The sequence below is a fragment of the Polyangium sp. 6x1 genome (genome assembly GCF_029946515.1).
Classification (GTDB): Bacteria; Myxococcota_A; Polyangia; order Polyangiales; family Polyangiaceae; genus Polyangium.
Genome location: NZ_JARZHH010000012.1, coordinates 129,264 through 153,453 on the forward strand (window position 1 = coordinate 129,264; position 24,190 = coordinate 153,453).

Sequence of the window (24,190 nt, forward strand, 5' to 3'; positions counted from 1 at the left end):
CCGAAAGGGAGAGCGGCCGGGGTGAGGGAATCGTCTTCCTACCGCGCCTGTCCCGTTTTCTGATTCGATGCCCCATCCGCGGCGCCAGCGGCGCACACGCACGTCAGGCATCCGCCGAACGTCACGACAATCAGCCCCAGCACGGCGATGAGCGCGATCGTCGAGGGGTGCATCTTGCCCTTGTTCGGATCCGCGGGCGCCATCGGCTGCGCGCCATACGCCGTCCCATAAGGCTGCTGCGGCGCCTGCTGGCCATACCCCATCGGCGTCGCCCCCTGCGGGCCATACCCTTGTTGCGGCGGGGCATGGTATCCCTGCGGCGTCGCCCCCTGCGGGCCATACCCTTGCAACGACGGGGAAGAATATCCCCGCGGCGTCGCCCCCTGCGGGCCATACCCCGGCGGCGTCGGCCCTTGCACGCCATATCCAGCATGCCCCGGCCCCACCGTCGGGCCCGTCGCATACCCCGTCCCCGCGATCGTCGGCGCGACGCCGCCCTGCATCGAAGGACCAGGGCCCGGCGGCGCGACCGAGCCGCCCGGCTGGGGCGGCGCCGCCCCGGCCGGCGGGAGCGCGACGCCCGTGATCCGACCAATACGCTCGGCGGACAAACGCGCCCGCGGCGGCGCAAACGGCACGAGCGCCGCCGCGAGCTCGCCGACGCTCGCGAACCTCCGCGCAGCGTCCTTTTCGAGGCAACGCAGGATGACCGCTTCGAGCGCGGGCGGCGCATCCGGGCGCAAGGTTCGCAAGGGATCCGGGGGGCTGCCGAGAATGGCGGCGTAGACCTCGGGCACCGTCGTGCCCTGGAATGCGAGCTTGCCCGTCAAGAGCTCCTGCAAGATGACCCCGAGCGCCCAGATGTCGGTGCGCGGATCGACGTGCTTCGCCGAACGAAGCTGCTCCGGCGCCATGTACCCAGGCGTGCCAAGGACGCTCTGCGTCTGCGTCATGTGCTGCGCCTCGGGCGACGAGCCGACGAGCGCCGCCTTGGAGATGCCAAAATCGAGCACCTTCACGCAGGCCGAGCCGTCCGCTCGCCGGGTCAAATACAGGTTCGCGGGCTTCAGGTCGCGGTGCACGATCCCCGCGACATGCGCCTCGGCGAGCGCCTCGCACGCCTGCAGCAGATACTCGACGGCGTCCTCGACCGCGAGCGGGCCGCCTCGCCTCACGAGCTTCGAGAGGTCCGACCCCTCGAGATACTCCATCACCATGTACGGCTCGCCCGTGTCGAGCGTGCCGACGTCGAGCACACGCGCGACGTGCTCGCTCTGGATGCGGCTCGCGCTCCGCGCCTCGTTGGCGAAGCGAGCGACGATCTCCTGGTGCTTCAGGGCCTCGGGCTGCAAGAGCTTGATGGCCACGGTGCGGCCAAGGTGGAGGTGGTGCGCGGCAAGCACGACGCCCATGCCACCCTCCCCGAGCACCCGCTCGATCCGAAATTTTCCCGAGAGGACATCCCCGGGGCTCGGCGTACTCATCAGGCCTCAAACCCGCGATAGGTGCAAACAGTCGCGATCATCGGCGCGCATTCTTCCATGCGTCGGGCCCCTTCGCCAAGCGACTTCGCGCGCCTCGGGGCTTGTACCGCGCCGAGGCCCCATGCGATCCTCGCTTCCATGATCTTCCAAAGGCCCATCTCCCAACTTCTCTTGACGCTCCCCACCCTCGCCGCAACGCTCCTCCTCGGCCTCGCCGCATGCAGCGACGATACCGGCGAAACACCGCCACCGCCGAAGTACACGCTCGACAACGTGTGCGCGAAAATCGCACCGCAACTCTGCGAGGTGCGCAAGCCGTGCTGCGAGAAAGGCGACGGCTACGACGAGGCCGCGTGCATCACGTACGAGACCGAAGTTTGCGAGAAGAACGTCGCCGACGTCGAAGCAGGCCTCATGACCTTCGACGCAAACAGCATCGACGCCTGCGTCGCAGCGATGAAGCCCTACGCAGACAAGTGCTTCCTGACGATCCCCGACTACTACAACGCGCCGGAGGACCTCGAGCCGTGTTCGAAGGTCTTCGCAGGCAAGCTGACGGAAGGCTCGAACTGCGAGCGCGACGCGCAATGCGCCTCCTCGGTCGAAAAGCGGGAAATCGTCGCCTGCGACGACGATACGAAAAAATGCTCGGCAACGCGATTCTTGCCGCTCGACGCAGTCTGCAAGGTCGGGGGAGACACAAAGGAAGTCTGCGACCAGGGTCTCTACTGCGATTACGACATCCTGGCGCAGGAGGGCCTGTGCAAAACGGCAAGGAAGCTCGGCGACGCCTGCACGCCGAGCCCGATCCAGCTCTCCTGCGGCCTCAACGCCTATTGCGACGCAACCACGAAGGTCTGCACCGAGGCAAAAGTCGAAGGCTCCGCCTGCCAGAGCCCACTCGAGTGCCAGTCGCTGAAATGCGAGCTGATGGCCTGCGGCCCGATCGATCCGCTCTTCGACGGCGAGCAATGCAAGGGAACCGCGATGCCCTGAGGAGGCGCCGCGCCGGGGCGCTGCCCCGGACCCCGCGGGGGCTATCCGCCCCTCGACCCGGACCAGGGCCAGCCCTGGACCATTTGGGGAAGAACTGCGCGATGCGCAGTTCTTCCCACAGGCCGGTGAGACGGCGTTGCCGGTAGAGCCGTCAGCGCGGCTGTCTTGGTTGGCAGGGTCGTTGCGGGTCTTTGACCCGGCTGTTCGATGAACTGCGCGAAGCGCAGTTCATCGACCCTCCGTCCAGCGCGGGCGCTGGTCCGGGTCCCGGGGCGGACAGCCCCGGGTGGGGCCTGGGGCAACGCCCCAGCGAAGCGCCCCCAGATACGTCACTTCGCTTCGAGCCAGTCGAACACGTCGGAGAAGATTTCGTTGCCCTCGGCGATGTTTCCGTGCGTGCAGCCCGGCATCTCGAAGTACCTCGCCGGGATGCTCGCGCCCTCGAACATGCGGGCGGCGGCCTTCATCCGCCCAGGCACGTCGAGCGAGCACGACATCGTCGCGACCCTGCGTATGCCCTTCAGCCGGTCGAGGCGAGGAGCGTGTGACGCTCCGATCAAGACGACGTGGGGCCAGCGTTCGGGAGACTCCTTCACCAGGTTCTCGATGAGCGTGACCCCGAGGGAATAACCGACGAGCACCACGTCCGCCGAATCCGGGGACGTGTGGCCCGCGGCCGCGAGGGCTGCGCGGATGCGAGGGCCTTCGTGTTTCGGGTCGCTGGTGATGCTGTGGAAGTCACGCGAATTGCCGCACGGCCGGTCGCCGTCGATCGCGATTGCGCCGCCGTGTGCGCGTGCGGCTTCGGCGAAGCCCCACAGGTAGGCGCCTGCGTTCGAGCAGATGCCTGGCAAGAAGACGATTCGCGGTGGCTTGCCGTCCGCGCTTTTCACGAGCGCGATCGGCAGGTCGTCCGGCATGGGCAGCGCTTCGACCATGGCCGGGCCGGACGGAGGCGGCGGCGGCGGCGGGACCGCGCTCGCCGCCTCTGGCGACACGCTGGCGGAAGGCGCTACCGCCGCGGGCGCGGTCGCCGCGGGCGCAGACGAGCCTTTGGCGGAGGGCGCATGCTCCACGGGTGCGCCTGCGCGAGCGGCGTCGGACCGGGCCGCGTCGCACGCCGACGAGACGAGCAGCAGCACACACACGAAGGGGGCGGACGATCGAAACATCATGCCTTCTTCGCGCGAGGGACGCGGATCGTGACGCCGACGCCGGCGATCCCCTCGACCGCCTTGGTCGGCAGAGGCGCCCCCGGTCTTGACCTGGCCCGTTCGATGAACTGCGCATTGCGCAGTTCATCGACCCCGAGTCCAGCGCTTGCGCTGGTCCGGGTGCAGGGACGGATAGCCCCTGCTGGGGCCTGGGGCAACGCCCCAGCGAAGCGCCCCCCAGCGAAAACCGACGCTCAGGATTCGACGGGAGATAGCGCCTCCACCGTCACGGGCACTCCATTCAGAATGGCGGTCCCCGTCAGCGGCTCGACGTACAGATCATCCGTGATTGCGTTCGCGTTTGCGCCTGGAACGCTGCCTGCGATGCGCATCGTATCGGCTGCGGCGGCGTGGCCGTGGCCGTGGGGCAGGCTCACGACGCCGGGCATCACATCCTCCGTCACGGTCATTGCGACGACGACCTCGCCCACGCGGCTCCGGACGCGGACGCGTGCGCCCGAGGCGAGGCCGAGCCGCGCGGCGTCCGTGGGGTGCACGAGGAGCATCGAGCGATCGGGGCCCTTCACGAGGGACGGGACGTTGTGCATCCACGAGTTGTTCGTCCGCATGTGCCGCCGGCCGATGAGCACGAGGCTCGCGGCGGTCGCTTCGTCCAGGAATCGTTCGAGGCGCGGGATGTCGGCGAGGATCTCCGGCGGCGCGAGGCGCACTTTTCCGGTTTTCGTGCGCACGCGCTCGCGGAACATCGGCCGGAGCGGGCCGAGGTCGACGCCGTGTTCGGCTTTCTTCAGTTTTTCGAGGTTGAGGCCCTTCGAGAACGGGAGGAATCGATCCCCATAGGGGCCCACGCGGAGCAGGAGGTCGATCAGGCCGTCGGCGCCGAGCTTGTTCAGGAGGCCGACGAGGCGCTCGGCCGCGGCGCCGAGGGGCGACGGGGTGATTCGTTTCCCGAGGAGGCGGGCCGCGAGGTCCACGAGGATCTCCACGTCGTCCTTCGTGTCCGGCGGGGGTTCGATCACCGGCGCGGACCATTTCGCCGTGTTGCGGACCGCGAGCGTGTGGAAGAGCAGATCGTAATGGGTGCGCTCGAGCGCGTAGCGCGGCGGCAGGAGGAGGTGCGCGTGGCGCGTCGTCTCGTTGCGGTAGATGTCGACCGCGACCATGAAATCGAGGTTCGACAGGGCTTTTCCGATGCGCTCGCCATTCGGGACCGAGAGGACGGGGTTGCCTGCGATGACGACGAGGCCGCGAATCTGGCCCGTGCCGGGCGTCTCCATTTCCTCGGCCATCGTGGTGGCCGGGAGGTTTCCGCCGACCTCGGGCAAGCCCCGGACCCGTGAGCGGAATCGGCCGTGACCACCCAGGCCGATCATCCGCGCGACCCGCGAGACGTCCACGGCGGGCGTCGTGAACATGGCGCCGCCCGGGCGATCGAAATGGCCCGTGACGACATTCAGCGCGTCGACGAGGAAGCTCGACAGCGGGCCAAAGGCGCTCGTGGTGAGGCCCATGCGGCCATAAGCGACGGCGCGCGGGGTCCGGGCGAATTCACGGGCGACGCGGCGCACGACGTGGGCCGGGACGCCCGTGGGCCCCTCGATCCGCTCGGGGGAGAAGCGCGCAGCGATCGCCCGAAGCTCGGAGGCGCCGTCGGCGATGTCGGCGAGGGCGCCGCCATCGTAAAGCTTTTCCTCGAAGATGACGTGGAGCATTCCGAGGAGGAGGGCCGCATCGGAGCCGGGGCGAATGAAATGGTGCTCGTCGGCGTACGCGGCCGTCTCGGTCTTGCGCGGGTCGAAGAGGATGAACTTGCCGCCGCGCTCGCGGACGCCAGAGAGGCGGCCCCGAACGTCCCCGAGGGTCATGATGCTGCCACCCGAGGCCGCCGGATTCGCACCGAAGACGAGGAAATAATCGGTGCGGTCAATGTCCGGAATGGTCAAGCTCGTGGCGTCGCCGAACATCTGGAGCGCGGCGTAAATGCGAGGATTGGCGTCCTGGCTGTTCGAATCGAATCGGTTCTTCGTGCCGAGGGCCATTCCGAGCAAGCTCGCGCCGAGAATCGCGCCATGCCCATGCGCCGCAGGATTGCCAAGGTACACGCCCACGGAATCGGGGCCATGCTCGCGCTGGAGGGCGGCCAGGCGCTCGCCCGCCTCGGCAAGCGCCTCGTCCCAGCTCACGCGGACGAAGCCCGCGTCCGTGCGCCGCATAGGGAAGCGGAGGCGATCCGGGTCCTCCTGGAGCTCCCGCATGGCCGGGCCCTTGGGGCAGATATGGCCACGCGAGAAGACGTCGTCCCGATCGCCACGAATGTCGACGACGCGGTTGTCCTCGACAGCGACACGCATGCCACACATGGCCTCGCAGACGTTGCACGTGCGAAAATGAACCGTCGCCCCCATGGTGCACTCCTTGGTCCGGGTCCGTCCGGATGGGGAGGCATCCTACCAAAAAAGGGCGAAAAAGCGGCAAAGGAGGTCGGCACGTCCAGGGACGCGCATGGCGCAGCGCCAACGAGGGCTCCGCACGCCCCAGTCACGCCCGGCGCAGCGCCAACGAGGGGTCAGCGCACACCAGGTCCAGCCCGGCGCAGCGCCAACGAGAGGTCGGCACATCCAGGAGGACACTTGGCGCAGCGCCAACGAGGGCTCGGCGCGTCCAGGGTGACGCCTGGCGCAGCGCCAACGAGGGCTCGGCGCGTCCAGGGTGACGCCTGGCGCAGCGCCAACGGGGGGTCGGCGCAGGTCGGAAGGTGCTCGGCGAGGCGCCAAGCAGGCGCCAGGCTGCCAGGAGGGTCTTTGGGCGATGCGCCAACGCGGCGGGGCGTTGCCCCGCACCCCAGAAGGGGGCTATCCGCCCCCTTCACCCCGGACCAGCGCAAGCGCTGGACTCGGGGTCGATGAACTGCGCTCCGCGCAGTTCATCGAACAGGCCCGTGGCAAGACCTGCCACCGGCTTGCCAACCGAGACAGCCGCGCTGACGGTTCAAGTGGCGACGCGGTACCAGCGACGGCCTGTGGGAAGAACTGCGCATCGCGCAGTTCTTCCCCCTGAGGTCCAGGGCTGGCCCTGGTTCGGGTCGAGGGGCGAACAGCCCCCGCGGGGTTCGGGGCAGAGCCCCGGCGCGGCGGCTCAGCTCAGCCCCGCCGCAGCGCCCGGATCTTGCCGGCGACGACGTCGGGCACGAAGCCAAACGCCTTGGCGAGGTCTTTGTCGGGGGCGGAGGCGCCGAAGTCGTCGCGGCCGATGACGAGACCGCGTTCGCCGACGAGGGCGCGCCAGGGCATGGTCGAGCCTGCTTCGATGACCACGCGCGGCGTGCCCGGGGGCAGGACTTCCTCGCGGTAGGCCTGATCTTGCCGCAGGAATTGTTCGAGACAGGGCATCGAGACGACGCGTACGCGGTCGCCTTCGGCTTCGAGGATCTTCTTCGCCTCCATTGCGAGCGAGACCTCCGAGCCCGTGGCGATGACCACGACGGCCGGCGGGTTCGTGGCGGCGTCGGCGAGCACGTACCCGCCCCGGAGCATGATCTTCGGGTCGAAGCCTTCGGGGCGCGGCAGCTCGGGGACCTTCTGGCGCGTGAGGGCGAGTGCGGTGGGGCCCGAGCGGCGAAGGAGCGCGTGGGCCCAGGCGGCTGCGCATTCGAGGCTGTCTGCGGGACGCACGACGTCGAGGTTTGGGATGAGACGGAGCGACCAGAGGGTCTCGATCGGCTGGTGCGTTGGGCCGTCTTCGCCGAGGAAGATGCTGTCGTGCGTGAAGACGGTGATGCTGTGCAGCTCGGAGAGGGCGGCCATCCGGATCGCCGGACGCATGTAGTCGGCGAAGACGAGGAAGGTCGAGCCGAAGGGGATGAAGCCGCCGGCGAGGGCGCAGCCGTTGACGAAGGCGCCCATCGCGTGCTCGCGGACGCCGAAGTGGATGTTGCGACCGGAGAAGTCGCCCTTCTTGATGGCGGGCGAGCCCTCGATGTAGGTCTTCGTGGAGGGGTTCAGGTCGGCTGAGCCGCCGATGAGCGAGGGCACGAGGGCGGCGGCGCGCTGCTCGATGATGCCGGCGCTCTGGCGCGTGGCGGCGTCCTTGCGCGGAGCTGCCTTGACGAGCTCGTCGAAGAGGTTCTCGGGGACCTCGCGCGCGAGGAGGCGGCGGTAGAGGGCTGCGGTTTCGGCGTCCTTCTGCTCCATCGCGCGCACGGCCTCCTTCCAGGCCTCGTGCGCCTTGCGGCCTTCGGCGGCGCGCGCTGCGAAGATCGCGCGGATGTCGTCCGGGATGAGGAAGGTCGGCTCCGTGGGCCAGCCGATCGCCTTCTTGGTGGCCTCGACTTCCTTGGCGCCGAGGGGCTCGCCGTGGGCCTTGGAGCTGTTCGCTTTGCCCGGCGAGCCGTACGCGATGATCGTGCGCGCGACGATGAGCGAGGGGCGCGCGGGCTCGGCGACGGCGGCGTCGAGGGCCGCGCGGATCTGCGCGTGGTCGTGGCCGTCGATCCGCTGGACGAACCAGCCATACGCCTCGTACCGCAGGCCCACGTCTTCGCTGAAGGCGAGGTCGGTCTTGCCGTCGATGGTGATGTGGTTGTCGTCGTAGAAGAAGACGAGGTTCGAGAGGCCGAGGTGGCCTGCGAGGCTCGACGCCTCGCCGGAGACGCCCTCCATGAGGTCGCCGTCGGAGGCGATGCCGAAGACGCGCGCCGTGGCGACGTTTTCGTTCGAGCCGAAGCGCGCCTCCATCATCTTGAGCGCGGCGGCCATGCCGACGGCGGTCGAGATGCCCTGGCCGAGGGGACCGGTGGTGACCTCGACGCCGGGCGTCAGGTGCACCTCGGGATGGCCGGGCGTGCGCGAACCGAGCTGGCGGAAGTGCTTCAGCTCGTCGAGGGAGAGGTCGTAGCCCGCGAGGTGGAGCAGGCCGTAGAGGAGCATCGACGCATGCCCCGCCGAAAGGACGAACCGGTCGCGATCGGGCCAGCTCGGGTCCTTGGGGTCGTAGCGCAGGTGCCGCGTGAAGACCTCGAACGCGATCGAGGCGAGGCCCATCGGCGCGCCGGGGTGGCCCGAGTTCGCTTTCTCGACGGCGTCGACCGCGAGCATCTGGATCGTGTGGACGGCCTTCTTCACTGTCGACTCGTCGATGTGCATCGGTTCCTCCGCGCGCGTCTCTAGGCGAGATCAGGCCGGAAGGAAAGCAGACGAGCGGGTGGAACGCCGCGCGAGGGCGCGATGTCGACCACGACGTAGCGCCGGGGTTTCACCCCGAACCCCGACCAGGGGTTGTCCACCCCTGGACCCGGACCAGGCGCGGCCTGGACCGAACGTCGATGAACTGCGCAACGCGCAGTTCATCGAACGGGCCCGTTCAAGACCACAACGGGCTGGCCAGCCAAGACCGCAGGGTCGACGTGTCTGCTGAGGGGGGCAGCGCTGCTGGAGACGCCGCTCGTGGTCTTGCCACAGGCCCGTCCGAGAAACCGCGCATCGCGCGGTTTCTCGGCCCTCGGTCCAGGCCGCGCTTGGTCCGGGGTGAAGGGGGCGGACAGCCCCCTTCTGGGGTTTGGGGCAACGCCCCAATCTCCTCCCCTCAGGCCGACGCGGCTTGCGCGGGACGGTCCTGGATGGGCGGGGATGCGAAGATGTCGGCCTGGCTCTCGCTGGGCGGGGGGAGCTCCACGTAGCCGCGGAATTGCGCGAGCATGTTGAAGCGGCGGGACATCCAGCCGGGGATCACGAGCGCGTAGGTGCGCGCGAGACGGCGTGGGTCGTCGAGCGTGCGTAGCATTGCCTGGTAGGTGACTTCGCCGTAGGCGGCTTTGAAGGCGGCGGCTTGTTCGGGGCGTGAGACCCAGTTCATGACGCCGGGACGGTCGGCCTCGGGGTGGAACTGGACGGACTCCACGCCTGCGGTGACGTCGAGGCCGAGGATGGCGCGGCCTTTGGACATGCCGTCGCGGCTCTCGCGTGCGAGGAGGGAGCCGCCGAGGGATTCGAGCAGGCGCTCGTCGAGGTCGACGGCTTCCCAGCTTCGGTGCTCGAAGGCGAAGAGACGGTCGCCGAAGGGGCGCAGGAGCGGGTGGGCTTGGCCTTCTGGCGTCGTGTAGATGGGCATCACGCCGAACTTGCGCTCGGTGCGGGGCACGACCGCGGCCAGGCGGAAGTGCCGGACGACCATCTCGAACGAGTAACAGATCGCGAAGAGCGCGCTCTGTTGCTCGCCGCCGCGGATGGCCGAGTCGACCACGTGATCCAGGAAGCCTGAATAGTCCGTGACCCACGGCATGCCGTCGCCGTCGTAGGGGGAGCCTGGACCGCCGGTCGAGATGTACAGGTCGTAGTCGCGCGGGACGGGGTTTTGTGTGTCGCGCGGGGAGACCTCGCCGAGCACGCACTCGAGGCCTGGGTTGTGGCGGCGGACGCGGTCGAAGAAGGTCGACACGATGCCGCGCAGGCAGCGCATCGCCTGGTTGACATGCCCGTTGTTCATGTCGACCAGGCAGATCCGCAAGGGGAGCAGCTGCGGCTCTCCGCTCACTTGGACCAACCTCCATCCGAGGGAACTGCGAAACCACTCATCACGCGCGTGACCTCTGCATCTTCCCCCGACGCCGTGATTGTCGTAGCACGAAGCCCGAGCGCCGAAAAGACAGCATCTCTGTCACTTTCCACGCAGACTCCAAGCGACCGACCGGACGACCGGATCTCCGGATTGCGCTGTCGTTGCAGCGGATCGGCGTGCTGCCGAGGGGGCGAACCGAGCGAGCGAGCGGAGCGCGGAGACGCGTAGATCGGTGCTCGCGTTTTCCCGGGTCGCCAGGGTCTCTGCGAGTGTGAGGGCGCGGGCGCGCTCGTCGCCTTGCGAGATGCGGACGTAGGCGCCGAGCGCGCGGGCGCGGATCAGCTCGGAGGCCTTGTCGTCGATGACGAGCGCGCGCAGCGTGCTGGGTGCGGCGCGGCCTGCGACGCGGATCGCGAGGGCCTCGTAGTCGGCTTTGCCGTGTGCGCACCAGACGGCGCCGAGGACGCGCTCGAGGGTCGTGGGCTTCGCCGGGAGGGGCTTGTTCGGGCGGCGCGTGGCGGCGAGGGCGAAGGGGGGCTCGGGCGCGAGGGGCGGGAGCGGCGCGGTGAACTTGCCGCCGGTGGGCGCCGGCTCCGGGGGCGCAGGCTGGCCGCCTTCTTCGAGGATGCCGCGGTAGAGGGCGCTGCCGTGGAGGACGCGCTTTTGCGCCTCGGTCAGCTCGAGCGCGCCGTAGGCGATCGGGAACATCGTGTTCGTCACGTCCGGGCAGGTGTCGGGGTTCGATTGCATGACGGACGTCGGGCACTCGACGGTGTCGCTCAGCGGATCGGTCTCCTCGATGGAGTACTCGGTCGTGTGGAAGAGGCCCGAGAGGTGGCCGACCTCGTGGCGGAGGACGGTCGCGTCGTACTGGGGGTTGCCCGAGGGCATGTACGCGACGCCGCTCATGGTGGTGCCGTGGAGGGCGGGGCTGCCGGGAATGCCGCCTGCGACGCCGATGGCCTGGCCGAACTCGGAGCCGAAGCTGCCGATGACGAAGAGGTTCAAGGCCGGCGTGCCGCCGACGCCCGCCGAGGAGGCGAGGAGGTCTCGGTACTCGCCGTAGTCGTCGACGGTCGTGAAGCTCGCGGCGAGCGGGAGGAAGGTGACCTTGCCGAGGCCGAGGCCGGCGTAGTCGACGAACATCTCCGCGAGGACCTCGTTCACGTAGTTCTGCGTGGTCGCGTTCGGCGCGAGGAAGACGTTCACGTCGACGACGCCGCCGTGGAAGAGGCCGTCCTTCGTGCGGCGGATCCACACGTCGACGTGCGCGCTCGTGACCGAGCCGTCGTCGTCGCCGAGCGCGATGCGCCACTGGCCTTGCTGCATGGGCCACGCGTTCGCGGCGTCGGACTGCGGGTTCGCGCCGCCGACCCAGCCGTAGCTCGCGAACGCGAGGTTGTTCTTGCCGGGCATCGCGTAGTTGAAGATGACCGGCTCGCCCGAGGGAGGACGGAGGCGGCTGATGCCCACGACGTCGTTCACGTCGGCCGCGCCGACCGCGACCGTGAGGCCGAGCGCACGGTCGGGGACCTCGAAGGGCTGGAGCGAGTTCAGCGCGATGTCGCCGAGGTCGATGTGCTCGAGGGACTGGAGGTCGTTCGGCCCCGCGCCCACGCCCGATCCGCCTGCGCCCGCGCCCGCGCCGCCCGCGCCTGCGCCGCCCACGCCGGGGCCCTGGCCCCAGGTGTCGCCGCCTTCTCCGCCGGTGCCGGTGTTCTCGGTGCGGGTCGTCGCGCCGCAGGCGGCGAGCGTGACGAGCGCGATCGCGCCGAACGAGGAGGACCGGAGAAGTCCGGCGGACGAGGCTCGAAGGCTGGCGAAAAACCCACGGAAGACGGGAGGTGCAAGCATCTTGCGATTCTAGCTTGCGCCTCCTTGGGGTAGAAGCGGCCCGTGCAGAGCGTCGATCCGGCGACGACGGGGACGAAAGGCCGCGAGGAAGCTCCTCCGAGAGCAGGAGGCGGCGCGCGCTCGGCGGCGCTCGTGACCGCGGGCATCGTGCTGTCGCGGCTCGTGGGGCTCGTGCGGCAGCGCGTCATGGCCCACTACTTCGGGACATCGGCCTGGGCGGACATGCTCGCGGCCGCGTTCCGCGTCGGAAACATCACGCAGAACCTGATGGGCGAAGGGACGCTCTCCGCGACGTTCATCCCGCTCTACGCGCGGCTGCGCGGCGAAGGGAAGAGCGAGGAGGCAGCGCGGTTCGCGCGGTCGGCGCTCGGCCTCTTGCTCGTCGTGGTGGTGGCGGCGTCGGCGCTCGGCGTGCTGTTCGCGCCGTGGCTGTCGTGGCTCGTAGCCGCGGGGTTCGACGAGGAGAAGCTCGCGGGGACGGCGACGATCGTGCGCATCGTCTTCCCGATGACGGGCCTGCTCGTGCTGTCGGCGTGGGGGCTCGGCGTGCTGAACGCGCACCGGCGCTTCTTCTTGCCGTACGCGGCGCCCGTGGTCTGGAGCCTCGCGCAGATCGCGGCGCTCGTGCTCGCAGGGACGTGGCTCGGGCAGCGGGGCGGCGCGCTCGCGACGTCGCTCGCGTGGGGCGCGTTCGCGGGAGCGCTCTTGCAGCTCGTGGTGCTCTTGCCGGCGGCGCGGAAGCTGCTCGGCAGCATCACGCCGAGCTTCGACGCGAAGGATCCGCACGTGCGCGAGGCCGCGGCGCGGCTGCCCGGCGCGCTCGTGGGTCGAGGGATCATCCAGATCTCGGGCCTCGTCGACACGCTGCTCGTGAGCTTTCTGGGCACGGGCGCGAACGCGACGTTCGGCTACGCGCAGACGATCTACCTGCTGCCGATGAGCGTGCTCGGGACGGGCGAGGCCGCGGCAGCGCTGCCCGAGCTCTCCCGCGATACGGCCGAGCAGGACGTCGAGAAGAGGAACGCAGCCGTGCGCGCGCGGCTCGGCGCGTCCCTCGCCCGGATCGCCGTGCTGACCGTGCCGGCGACGCTCGTGTTCGTGCTGCTCGGCGGCGACCTCGTGGCGCTGCTGCTCCAGACGGGAACGTTCGATCAAGAAGCAACGGCGCGGGTCAAGCCGCTGCTCGCAGCGTACGGGTTCGCGCTGCTCGGAAACGCGGCGGGGCGCGTGCTCACGACGACGGCGTACGCGCTCGGCGACACGCGGACGCCGGCGCGGTTCGCGGTGCTGCGGGTCGTCGTGAGCACAGCGCTCGCGCTCGTCTTGATGCGCCCGTTCGGCGTGCTCGGCGTGGTGCTCGGCGCGGTGATCGCAGGCTGGGTGGAGACGTGCGCGATGGGGATCCGGCTGTCCCGGTCGATCGGAGGGCTCGGGCTCGGCGCGATTCGCGCAGGGCGGATCGCGCTGCTCGGCGGGCTCTCGGTGGGCGGAGGTGTCCTCGTACGCTCGATTCTGCCCGCGTCGCTCCAGGGCACGACGATCGGCGCAATGCTCTCGCTCGGGACGTTCGGCGCGGCGTTCGTGGTGCTCTGCCCGGTGCTCGGGCTCTTCGACGTGCGCTCGCTTTTGCGGCGAGCTCGACGCTGAGGGGTCTCGCCGGGGTTTCACCCCGGACCCGACCAGGGGCTCTTCGCCCCTGGACCCGAACCAGGGCACAGCCCTGGACCTCTGGTGCATCGACCGCGATGCGGTCGATGCAAGGAAGAGCCGATGGCGGAGAGGCGCTGGACGCTGCAAGAACGTGGGGTGACGCCTGGTAAGACTCTGCACCCTGCGCTCTTCCACCCTTATCGCGCCGCGTTTTACGTCTTCCTGGCTGCGCGCCGCACCCTGACGGAGCTGTCGCCGGATCGAGCCTGGCGGACGTGGGTCACGCCGGAGATCCTGCTCGGCGGCTTTCTCGTGCCGAGTGACGTCGCCGAGCTCGAGCGGCTGGGCGTGCGCGCGGTGGTGAACGCGACGAGCGAGCTCGTCGAGCCGCTCGGTACGCTGCGCGCCGCGGGCATGGACTACCTGCAGATCCCCTGCTGGGACATGAACGCGCCGAGCCCCGAAGACGCCGACCGCGCGATCACGTTCCTCGCCGCGCACATCGCCGCCGGGCACCGGGTGTACGTGCACTGCGCAAGCGGCGTCGGCCGGAGCGTCGCGCTCGTCGTATGTTACCTGGCGCTTCACAAGGGCATGAGCGTCGAGCAGGCGATCGCGTGGATCCGCGCGCGGAGGCGCGTCGCGCTGCGCGAGGGGCAGCGGCGCTTCGTGGACGCGTACGTGTCGGCACGCGGGGGCCGGGTGAGCGCGGAGAACGCGTAGTCCGAAGAACACGTAGACCAAGGAACACGGAGATCACGGGCGCAGCGCGCGCGAGCACCACGCGCTGGCACGGGCCTTCCAATCGAGGGCTCTGGGAGGCGCGAGCGCCCCCGCCCGGAGACCTCATGAGAACGATCGCGCACGCTGGCCGCGGGGACGTGCACACGCTGCTCATCGTCCTCCCGCTCGTCTTCTTCGCGATCTCCCTCGGCTTCGACGTCGTCGCGATGCTCTCCGGCGCACACGTCTGGGGCGTCGCGGCCGCCGTGAACCTCGCGGGAGGACTCGTGAGCGGCTCCCTGTCGTCCGCGTATTTCGCGCGGGAGCACGACCGGTATCGGCCGGGATCCCGGGCGCGTGATCTGAGCTTTTTGTTTCTGTGGCTCTCGATCTGCGCGCTGCTCCCGTTCGCAGTGAGCCTCGTCCTGCGCGCCGTGCGCCCCGAAGGGCCGACGCCGCCGGCGAGCGTGGCGCTCTCGATCATGGCGCTCGGCGTCGCCACGCTGGCAGGTTGGCTCGGCGACGAAGCGGCCCGCGAGCGCGGGTAGCCCGAACGCCTTCGCCCGCAAGTTGGCCCATCGGCGCGACCTTTGGCATGCGTCGCCTCGATGCATGACGATCGCCCCGGCTCGAACCGGTCCACGCGCCTCGGGCTCCCGCTCCTCACCGCGCTCGCGCTCGTGTCCCTCGGCTGCAAGGGCGGAGGCGCCCCCGCGCTCGCGAAGGGCGAGCCGACGGAGGAGCCCCCGCCCGAAGTGCCGTCGCCGCCGGCCGATGGGCCGAAGCTCGTCGTCCTGCAGAGCGGCACGGTGGTGTACGACCGGCCCTCGACGAAGGGCAAGCCGCTCGGGGAGCTCCGCGCAGGGGCCGTGATCGCGCGCTCCTCGGAGGCGTTCACGCGCAGGGAATGCCCAGCTGGCTGGTTCGTCGTCCGCCCGCGCGGCTTCGTGTGCGCAGGCGAGGCCGCGACGACGGATCCGTCCCTCGCCGCGGCGCTGCCGCCCGGCCCGGATCTCTCGCGCCCCCTGCCCTACCGCTACGGCCGCGCGCGGACCGAGGGCGTGCCGCTCTACACGCGCCTGCCGATGCCGGCCGAGCAGACCACCGAGGAGCCCGATCTGAAGCGCTACCTCACGAAGCGCGGCTCGCTCGACGCCGAGGTGCTCGGCGCGGCCGCGAACGACGTGCCCCTGGATCCGCGAGGCGTGCCCGCAGGCCCGCCCGTGCTGATGCCGGGCGTCGACGGCGCGGACGCGGCCGGCAAGCGCACGGTGGGCTCGTTCTTCGCGTTCCCCGCGCCCGCGGTGGCGCCGCTCGCGCCGCTCGCGTCACGCGTCGCGGACCTCCGGGGCGGCGTGCTGCGCAAGGGCAGCGGCGTGGCGCTCGCGGGGTCGTTCGTCGCGCCCGTGGCGCCGAACCCGGGCGAAGGCCGGCGCTTCGGCGTGACGCCGTCGGGGCAGGTGGTCGCGATCGACAGGCTGAAGCCCGCCCTCGGGACGACGTGGCACGGGCTCGACGTGGAGAAGCTCGGGCTGCCCGTGGCCTTCGTGCACAAGGCCGGCGTGACGGCCTGGAACCTCAAGAAGGGCGAGGCCGAGCCGGACGAGGACGAGGAGCTCGAGCGGCGCACGGCCGTGCCGCTCAGCGGGAAGTTCCGGACGGTGAACGGCGTGCGCTTCGAACAGTCGCGCGACGGCTACTGGCTGCGGGCGCAGGACCTCGTGGTGATCGTCCGCAGGACGAAGTTTCCGGATTTCGCGAAGGGCGACCAGAAGTGGCTGGACGTGAGCCTGGCCAACCAGACGCTCACGGCCTACGAGGGGCAGAAGCCGGTCTACGCCACGCTGATCTCGTCGGGACGCGACGTGCTGAAAGAAGCGGCCGAGAGCGCGTCGACCGCGCGCGGGACGTTCCGGATTCGTAAAAAACTGGTGACCGCGGCGCTCGACAGCCGCGAGGTGCACGGCGACTTCGACGTCGCCGACGCGCCCTGGGTGATGGAGTTCGAGCCGGGGTACGCGCTCGCGGGCACGTACTGGGGCGATGGGCTGGGGGAGGCGCAGACTTTCCATGCTGTCGCGCTCTCGCCCGTCGACGCGCGCAGGCTCTTTCACTGGTCCGGGCCGGAGCTGCCAGAGGGCTGGCACGGCGTGACCGACGCGATGGGCGAAGGGACGATGGTCGTGGTTCGGCCTTAGCGCTCGGGCGCTACGCTCGGACAAGCCGAGCCTCGTCGCCGCCCCGCTCCCGCACGACTGTCCCGCGGCGTGACAGGCCACCGAGCAGGCTGTGCGTTCCCTGCTCGCACGCTGTCCGCGCGGATCGCGATTGCCCCCGGCCGTGACACCGGACCCCGCGCGCCGCGCTGCGTCTCGCGTCGCCCCGTGCGTCTCTGCGACGCTCCCGACGAAGCCACCCCGAAGGCTCGATTCTCCCGAACAACACGCGCGAAACGCGCATTCTGGCGCGCAAAGAAGCTCGCTTCACGCCGAGGCCGAGCGAGCGCGCGCGGGCCTCGACGAGCTCGGCACGACCCTTGCCGACGAGCACGCACGTCACCGCGCCCTTCGCTCGCAAGAGAGGCGACGGCGGAGGAAACGCGTGGTCCGACGACCGGATCGCGTTCAATCCCGCGGCGGCAGAGGGACGAACCATGGCTTCCAAGACGACGACGACGCGCACGAAGAGCGCAGCCAAGCGCGGAGCGACAACGGCACGCAAGGCCTCCGAGACGGCAAAGGGCACGGCGAAGCGGGCGAAGACCGCCGGCAAGCGCGCCGCTGCGACGAAGGCAGGAGCCCGAACGGAATCGGCCGCGCGTACCACGACGCGCAAGGCTGCCGCGACGAAGCGCTCGTCCGCGAAGAAGGCGACGACGCGCAGCGCCGCCGGACAGCGCACGACGGCGTCCAAGGCGGCCCCGGCGCGGGCGCCCCGGAAGAGCGCCTCGACGTCGCGGAAGTCGGCGGCGGGAAGCCGGACCCGCACGAGCAGCGCCCGCGCAACGGGCGCTCGCTCGGGTGCGAGTCAAGCTCGACGCGGGAGCACGGCGTCTCCCGTGTCGTCGAGCGGTTGAAGCTGGTGCCGAAGGAGGGAATCGAACCCCCGACCCGGCGCGTATGAAACGCCTGCTCTAGCCAACTGAGCTACTTCGGCGGAAGCGGCGCGCACTATGTCGACGGCCGACGGACCTGTCAAGCGGGCAATCCGTCGAGGGGGCTTTCTCGCGAAGAGCGTGGGCAAACCCACGCGAAAGGCCGGTGAGGAGGAGGCCGAAGGCGCTGTCCTTCGGCCCGCCGGTCCGACCCGCGAAGCGTCCTGAAAGCTTCACATTTCTCCGCGCGTCAGGGGCGCGCAGGATCCGGGGGACGCACCGCGGGGTTCTTCGCGACGAACGGCATCGACCAGGCGAACGTGGGCCCGAGCTCGCGCGGGAGCGGCTCGAAGGGAGCGCCGCGCAAGACCGCCTGCCGGCAGTTCTCGTCGAACTCGGGGATGCCGCTCGGCCGCGCCACGCGCGCGCTCGCGATGCTGCCGTCGGCGCGGATGACGAACGCCACGACGACCGTGCCGCCGCGCCCCTCCGCGATCGCCCAGCGCGGGAACGCGTCCTTCCAGAGCGGATGAATCCGCGCGAGCACGCGACGCACGTAGTCCATGCGCCGCTTGTCGAGCGCACTCGCGTCGAGGCCCGCGCCGCGGCCCGTGCCGAGCGGATCGGCGACGGAGCCGGGGCCTGCGCTGCCGCCCGAGCCCGGCGCCGTGGGCCCGTTTTGCCCACCAACCCCGCCGCCCGGCGCGCCGCCCGCGGTGCTCGCGTGCACGATCGACTGGAGCGCGAGCGCGACCTCTTGCTCGCTGTCGACCTTGTCCGTGGGTCGCCCCTCGTGATCCGCGGGCACGGACGGCGTACCTGCCGTCACCCAGGGGCGCGCGAGCGGCACCTCGGCGCTCGCGCGCGCATCCTTCCCAGCCGCCCCGTCCCGCGCGCCGATGCCCTCGGAAGGCGCCGTCACGCCCTCCTCCGCGCCACCCACGGGCCGCGCGGCTTCCACGCCGTCCGGCGGGAGCGCGGCGGCGCCGAGCGCCCCTCCACGCCGCGTGGCGCGCCCGGCGCGAAGACCACCCGAGGACGGATCGTGCACGGCGTACGTGCGGCGCTCGGGTCGACTGCCAGAGCGACCACTCGCGAGGAAGGTAAGCTCCATCGGATCACGGCTCGCGCGTCGATCCTCGCGGGAAGCACGTGCCTCACCCGCGTCGATGCGCTGCACCTGCGTGCGATCGATCCGCGAGGGCACCTCCGTCACGAGCGCGCGATCGTCCTGCCGATCGGCGAGGTTCGTCGCGCGCGCCGCGGCCGTGTCCGTGCCGCCGAGACCGCGCTCGCCCGTATCGGGGCGCGGCTCGGCCTCCCCTCCCCCGCGCGGAACGAGGACCGCCGGCAGCTCGATGAGCTCACCCGCGATCGATCCTTCGCTCAGCGTGGGCAGCTCGATCTCCACGACCTCGTCGCGGAGCGGCGCGCGCAGGCCTCGAAGCGCGAGGCCTGACTCCACGCGTGAAGCGCGCGCGAGCAGAGCGCCGCCGGTCGCGAGCAGGGCGAGGTGCACCGCGAGCGAGAAGAAACTCGCGGAGACGAGCCTCTGTCCGTCGATGCCCCGCACGCCTCCAGTATGCCTCGTCTCGGCGCCCTTGCGTGCGCTACGCGAGGCCGAAGCGCCGGCGCGCGTTCTCCGTCGTGCGCGCTGCGACTTCGTCGAAACTCTCGCCGCGGAGCTCCGCGACGCGCCGCGCCGTGTACACGACATACGCGGGCTCGCAGCGCTTGCCGCGCATCGGGATGGGCGCGAGGTACGGGCTGTCCGTCTCGACGAGGATCCGATCGGACGGCGCCCACGCGGCGACCTCGTGGATGGCGCGCGCGTTCTTGAACGTCACGATCCCCGAGAACGAGAGATCGAAGCCGAGCGCGAGCGCCCGCTCGGCGAAGGGTCGATCCTCGGAGAAGCAGTGGATGATGCCGCCGACCTCACGCGCGCCTTCCTCTTCGAGGACGGTGATCGTGTCCTCAGCCGCCTCGCGCGTGTGCACGACGATGGGCTTCTGGACACGCCGCGCGAGCGCGATCATCCGGCGGAAGACCTCCTTCTGCGCCTCGCGCGGCGAGTGCATGTAGTGGTAGTCGAGCCCGATCTCGCCGACGGCCCGGACACGCGGCTCGCGGGCGAGGCGCTCGAGCTCGTCCTCCATCGCGCCGTCGAGGACACGCGCGTCGTGCGGGTGCAGGCCGACCGACGCCCACACGTCGGGCCGCCGCGCGGCGAGGCCCGCGGCGAAGCGCGCCGGACCGAGGTCCTCGCCGACGCCGATCACGACGAACGCCTCGACGCCGGCCTCGCGCGCTCGCTCGAGGACGGCGTCTTCACCTTCGGGAAAGTAGTTGGGATCGAGGTGGCAGTGGGTGTCGATCAACATCGTTCGTGGACCAACGACGCGCGCTGTCAGGTGACGAGCTCGGCGAACCGCGCGCGGAGGAGCGCGCTGCCTGCGTCGAGGGCGCAGCTCTCGCAATACCCCATCGCGACGAGCCGATCGAGCGCAGCGAGCGCGTTCTTGCGTTGCTCGTCGCGCAGGCCGCCGAAGAGGGGCTCTTCGCGCACGCCCTCGGCGGCGTGGTTCGCGCGGTCGCGCAGGATGGACACGAGATCCCGGCAGAGCAGCGCCACGGCCTTGCGCCGCTCGGTGAACACGGCCTCGCGCAGCTTGCGGATCTGCTGCGGGAAGACGACCGCGTTGACGACCCTCTCCCCGGGATGATCGATCGCCCAGGCCGCGATCATCGCGATGAGGCCGCGGCGGTGATCGTCGTGCTTGCCGCGCACGCCGAGCAGGCCCTCGATCTCGCGCATCATGCGCTCGTCGGCTCCCTCGAAATCCCCGGTGTGCGGGTTCCGGATCTTCTCGCCCTTCACCCACGCGCCGACGTGCTGCACGTACCGGTCGAAGAGCTCGCCGTAGCGCGTCTCGTCGACGAGCCCGCTCGCCGAGCGCATCTCCTCCTCGAGCGTGTCGAGCAGCCGCGCGCGCACGACGTCGCGGAAGAGCTTGTGGTCGTGGTAGCCGCCCGCGAGCGGGCGCTCCTTGAGCCAGTCGTACTCCGAGGTCCGCTTGCAGAGCTCGTCGAGCTCGGTGAGGACGGCGAACGGCGACAGGCAGGCGTGGTCGCGGTTCTGCGCGGCGTCGAGCAAGAGCGAGCGGATCTCGCGCGGCGAGACGCCCGAGCGCCCTTCGAAGTCGACCGTCGCGTCGGTCTCCTGGTAGAGCGCGCGGATGTTCGCGCGGAGCAGCTTCTGCGAGTCGCCGTCGAGCCGCTCCGGCGGCGTCCCCGTCGCGTACGCTTCCATCTTCTCGGCCGCCGTCAGCGACGAGACGATCGGCGCGAGCGCCTCGGGGTAACGCTTCGCCTCCGGCTGCCGCATGCGCGTGAGCACGGCAAACTGCGCCGCCACGCGCGTCGCGTGCGGCGCGACGTGACGCGTGACGAACGGCGCGATCTGCGCGTCGTAGATGCGCTGCTCGTCGAGGTAGCTCCGGAGGTACGGCGCGCGGAGCAACTCGAAGCGACCGCGGAAGCTCGGGAACTCGGGGTGCTCGCGGAAGGCGTTCAGGTGAATGTCGTTCGCGCTGCCGATCATCACGACGTTCGTCTGAATCGTCTGCTGCGGCAGGCTCACCTCGCCCGTCTCGAGCGTGAGCTGCAGGTAGCGGAACGCGTCGAGTGGCCTCTTCAGCAGATCGCTGAACTCGAGCACGCCGCCCGAGGCCTCGACGAGATCGCCGTGCGCCTCGAAGAGCGTGCGCGCCTGGAGCGCCGTGGGCAGCGCGGCGAGCGAACGATCGGCCGTGATCTGCCGTTCGCCCGCGTCGACGCTGAGCTCGGGCCCGATCGTGACCGCGCCCGTGCGATACCGACGCGAGATGAACCAGCGCTCGACCTGCACGTGCCGCAGCACGTCGGCGAGCGAGCCTTCGTAGGAGACGAGCAGCGCCTCGATGATCTGCTGGTTCTTGTGCGAGAGCTTTCCGCTCATGAGCCAGTCGGGCGGCGCGTCGGCGATGCCGGCTTCTTCGTAGAGCTTCTTCAGGAGCTCGCGCCGCTCCGGCACCGGGATCAAGAAGAGCGGATGATCCCTGAGCTCGCTCACGAGGCGCGCGTCGATCTGCGTGTCCTCGAGGTGCGCGAAGCTGCCGCCGATCGGCGCCGCGGCCCCCTCGCCGCCGAAGCCGATCGCCCCGCGCGTCGTCTTGCGGCTCGGGAACACCCAGTGAAACCGGTAGAGCGCGCCCTCGTCGAGCGACGAGTAATGCTCGAGCGCGCGCAGGATGCAGCCGGCGATCGTGCTCTTGGCCGAGCCATTCGGCCCATGCATCAGGACGAGCCGATTCGCGCGCCCCTCCTGCACGAAGTTCGAGAGCGCGCGGTAAATCTCGCCCTGCAGCTCCTCGTGTCCGATGAGCGCCGCGTCGCGCCCGTGGTAGGGCGCCCGCCGCGCGCTCATTCCCGATGCCCGGAGCGGCTCGGGCTCCCAGGGCAGATCGAAGAGGCGGTAGCGCGAGCACTCGCCCCAGGGACGTTTGACCGGGTACGTCCCGAAGTGGTCGAACATGTCGCGCACGTAGCGTGCGGCGTCACGCCCGTGGCGCGCAGGATCGGATGCGAAGAGCTCCAGGTACTCCTGGAACGAGAGCAAACGCCGCCCCGTCTGGAAGCGGCGCTGCATCGAGGTGACCAGGTTGGAAAGCTCGGCCAGCGCGAGCTCGGACCGTCGGGTTGCCCGGGCGTCTGACTCTTTCACCCCGGGAGTTTAGCCCCCGGCTTACTTCACGTCGACGTCGACCTCGAGGTCCACCTTCTCCATCACGCAGTTCGCGGCGCTGCAAACGCTCATCGAGAGCGTGCCGCCGATCTTCGCCTTGCCCGCCCTGGACGCCACGAACGGCACCTTGAACGATCCCTTCTTCTCGTTGAACGTCCCGTCCTCGCGCTTGAGCAAGGGCTTCGGATACGTGACGCCCTCGGGCGCAGGATCGACGAGCTTGAACTTGTACGGGTACTGATCGTTCATGTGATACGCGCCCTTCGGCACGATCGTGATCTCGAGCGATCCTTCCTTGCCGGCCGCGTACGGGCCCGTCGCCTTCATCTCGACCGCGTACGTGTCGCTCTCGGCCTTGGGGCCCTTGGCGACGGCCGCGACGTTCGTCTCGTCGCCGCGCTGCGTGGCGGCTTCGCTCCGGCCACATCCGGAGGCCAGCACGAACGTCAGGCCCGAGAGGGCCACGAGGCACGCGAGGGTGGAGGCAGGACGGCGGCGCATCGAAGGCTTGTTCATGAGGGCTCGAAATACCACGGCGGTTTGCTCCTGACCACGGGCGGAGGGTCGACGAAACACGCGAACAGCACGGGTTCGACGGAACGGCCTCCCAAGCCATGCACGAGCTCGGTGTTCAGCGCGCGCCGAGCACCACGATCACGAGCGCGGCGAGGACGACGAACACGATGGCGGGAAAAAGCCAGCGTGGTCGTGCGGTCGGGACCGAAGCGGCGTCGTCCTCGGAGAGCGCGCCTTGCCCCGAGGCCGCGCCCGCGCCCGCGAACACCGCGTCCATCGCGCTCAGATCCCCGGCCGCGCCCTGCTCCTCTTCGAGCCGCGCGAGCATGCCGGGGAGGCCCGCGCGGATGCGCTCGGCGAGCTCGGCCTGCGTCATCCGCGCCCACGCCGCGTGGCTCCCGTCGAGCCCGTACGCATGGCCGATCTGATCCGCAAGCGCGCCGACCGTGGGGATGCGGCCTTCAGGCTCCTTCGTGAACGCGTGATCCATCACCGCGTCGAGCGTGCGCGGGACGCCGTGCGCGCGGCCGACCTCGCTCGGCGGGCGGTGCGGGCGCGTCATGATGCTGAGCAGGATCTGCGGGCCGGATTTGCCCTCGTACGGGACCTTGCCCGTGAGGCACTCGTACGTGATCGCCGCGAGCGACCAGACGTCGGCGCGATGATCGAGCGAGGCGAGCCCCTGCGCTTGCTCGGGCGACATGTAGAAGGGCGAGCCGATCGTCGTGCCGATCGCCGTGATCTTCTTCGCGCCCACGGAGTTGTCGCGGACGCTGCCGAAATCGAGGAGTTTGACCTCGTCACCGCCGCAGAGAAAAACGTTGTCCGGTTTGAGATCGCGGTGGACGATCTTGCGCTCGTGCGCGCCTGCGAGGCCAAGCGCGACCTGCGAGACGAACCGCACGACGCGTTCGGGCGGCAGCACGTTTTCGCGGCGCATGAGCACGCGGAGCTCCTCGCCTTCGAGGTACTCCATCACGAGCACGTAATTGTTCTCGGCGTCGTGCTCGAACGCGTGGACACGCACGACGTGCTCGTGCGGCAACACCGCGCTCACCTCGAACTCACGCTTGAACCGCTCGATCGACACCGGATCCTGCGCGACCTCTTCGTGCAGGATCTTCAGCGCGACCGAGCGCTTCTCCGCGCGGTCGAGCGCCTGGTAGACGCGGCCCATGCCGCCCTCGGCGATGACGCGCCAGATCTGGTAGCGCCCGCCGCACACCGCCCCGCCGACGCGCGGATCGTTCGGATCCGGCTTCGGCGAGACCTCGTCGGTCCCCGCGAGCTTCTGCCCTTCGAGCGGGCAGAAGTCCGCGTCGTCTTCGTAGAGGCGATGGCAGGTGATGCAGGCTTTCAC

At 70.2% G+C, this 24,190-nt stretch carries 16 protein-coding genes and 1 tRNA gene; 5 read left to right on the plus strand and 12 right to left on the minus strand.

Annotated elements, in window-relative coordinates; genetic code table 11:
- Positions 1 to 38: 38 nt before the first annotated feature.
- Positions 39 to 1,484 carry a serine/threonine-protein kinase gene (locus QHF85_RS14660; protein ID WP_281327789.1) on the minus strand — a complete coding sequence of 482 codons (1,446 nt, stop codon included), beginning with the start codon at positions 1,482 to 1,484 and terminating at the stop codon, positions 39 to 41.
- Between the two features lie 138 nt (positions 1,485 to 1,622).
- Between QHF85_RS14660 and QHF85_RS14665 the strand changes: the two genes are divergently transcribed.
- The gene (locus QHF85_RS14665) at positions 1,623 to 2,480 is read left to right on the plus strand and encodes a hypothetical protein (protein ID WP_281327790.1); all 858 of its coding nucleotides are present in this window, start codon (positions 1,623 to 1,625) and stop codon (positions 2,478 to 2,480) included.
- Between the two features lie 329 nt (positions 2,481 to 2,809).
- On the opposite strand, the gene QHF85_RS14670 is transcribed toward QHF85_RS14665, so the two are convergent.
- From QHF85_RS14670 to QHF85_RS14690, 5 genes are all read right to left on the minus strand, one after another.
- Positions 2,810 to 3,655 carry an alpha/beta hydrolase gene (locus QHF85_RS14670; protein WP_281327791.1) on the minus strand — a complete coding sequence of 282 codons (846 nt, stop codon included), beginning with the start codon at positions 3,653 to 3,655 and terminating at the stop codon, positions 2,810 to 2,812.
- A gap of 233 nt (positions 3,656 to 3,888) precedes the next feature.
- On the minus strand, positions 3,889 to 6,060 hold the full coding sequence (locus tag QHF85_RS14675; RefSeq protein WP_281327792.1) for a molybdopterin-dependent oxidoreductase: 2,172 nt from the start codon (positions 6,058 to 6,060) through the stop codon (positions 3,889 to 3,891).
- Positions 6,061 to 6,795: 735 nt separating this feature from the next.
- Positions 6,796 to 8,796: a transketolase gene (gene tkt, locus QHF85_RS14680; RefSeq protein ID WP_281327793.1), complete on the minus strand. Its 2,001-nt coding sequence runs from the start codon at positions 8,794 to 8,796 to the stop codon at positions 6,796 to 6,798.
- 439 nt (positions 8,797 to 9,235) lie between these two features.
- Complete coding sequence (locus tag QHF85_RS14685) at positions 9,236 to 10,183, minus strand: hypothetical protein (protein WP_281327794.1); 948 nt, start codon at positions 10,181 to 10,183, stop codon at positions 9,236 to 9,238.
- Positions 10,184 to 10,306: 123 nt separating this feature from the next.
- The gene (locus QHF85_RS14690) at positions 10,307 to 12,061 is read right to left on the minus strand and encodes a hypothetical protein (RefSeq protein WP_281327795.1); all 1,755 of its coding nucleotides are present in this window, start codon (positions 12,059 to 12,061) and stop codon (positions 10,307 to 10,309) included.
- Positions 12,062 to 12,103: 42 nt separating this feature from the next.
- On the opposite strand from QHF85_RS14690, the gene murJ reads away from it, so the two are divergent.
- From murJ to QHF85_RS14710, 4 genes are all read left to right on the plus strand, one after another.
- Positions 12,104 to 13,708, plus strand: a complete 1,605-nt coding sequence (gene murJ / locus QHF85_RS14695) for a murein biosynthesis integral membrane protein MurJ (protein WP_281327796.1) — start codon at positions 12,104 to 12,106, stop codon at positions 13,706 to 13,708.
- 123 nt (positions 13,709 to 13,831) lie between these two features.
- The gene (locus QHF85_RS14700; RefSeq protein ID WP_281327797.1) at positions 13,832 to 14,434 is read left to right on the plus strand and encodes a dual specificity protein phosphatase family protein; all 603 of its coding nucleotides are present in this window, start codon (positions 13,832 to 13,834) and stop codon (positions 14,432 to 14,434) included.
- A 125-nt stretch (positions 14,435 to 14,559) separates the two neighbouring features.
- The gene (locus QHF85_RS14705) at positions 14,560 to 14,982 is read left to right on the plus strand and encodes a DUF2231 domain-containing protein (RefSeq protein ID WP_281327798.1); all 423 of its coding nucleotides are present in this window, start codon (positions 14,560 to 14,562) and stop codon (positions 14,980 to 14,982) included.
- Positions 14,983 to 15,042: 60 nt separating this feature from the next.
- Positions 15,043 to 16,632, plus strand: a complete 1,590-nt coding sequence (locus tag QHF85_RS14710; protein WP_281327799.1) for a L,D-transpeptidase — start codon at positions 15,043 to 15,045, stop codon at positions 16,630 to 16,632.
- 881 nt (positions 16,633 to 17,513) lie between these two features.
- On the opposite strand, the gene QHF85_RS14715 is transcribed toward QHF85_RS14710, so the two are convergent.
- From QHF85_RS14715 to QHF85_RS14740, 6 genes are all read right to left on the minus strand, one after another.
- Positions 17,514 to 17,590 (minus strand) — tRNA-Met (locus tag QHF85_RS14715).
- 188 nt (positions 17,591 to 17,778) lie between these two features.
- A complete protein-coding gene (locus QHF85_RS14720) occupies positions 17,779 to 19,101 on the minus strand; it encodes an energy transducer TonB (RefSeq protein WP_281327800.1) in 1,323 nt (440 codons plus the stop codon).
- A 37-nt stretch (positions 19,102 to 19,138) separates the two neighbouring features.
- Entirely contained in the window at positions 19,139 to 19,912 is a 774-nt protein-coding gene (locus QHF85_RS14725; protein WP_281327801.1) for a TatD family hydrolase, read from the minus strand.
- Between the two features lie 26 nt (positions 19,913 to 19,938).
- A complete protein-coding gene (locus tag QHF85_RS14730) occupies positions 19,939 to 22,293 on the minus strand; it encodes a serine protein kinase PrkA (RefSeq protein ID WP_281327802.1) in 2,355 nt (784 codons plus the stop codon).
- A 21-nt stretch (positions 22,294 to 22,314) separates the two neighbouring features.
- Positions 22,315 to 22,830: a hypothetical protein gene (locus QHF85_RS14735; protein WP_281327803.1), complete on the minus strand. Its 516-nt coding sequence runs from the start codon at positions 22,828 to 22,830 to the stop codon at positions 22,315 to 22,317.
- Positions 22,831 to 22,945: 115 nt separating this feature from the next.
- The gene (locus QHF85_RS14740) at positions 22,946 to 24,190 is read right to left on the minus strand and encodes a serine/threonine-protein kinase (RefSeq protein WP_281327804.1); all 1,245 of its coding nucleotides are present in this window, start codon (positions 24,188 to 24,190) and stop codon (positions 22,946 to 22,948) included.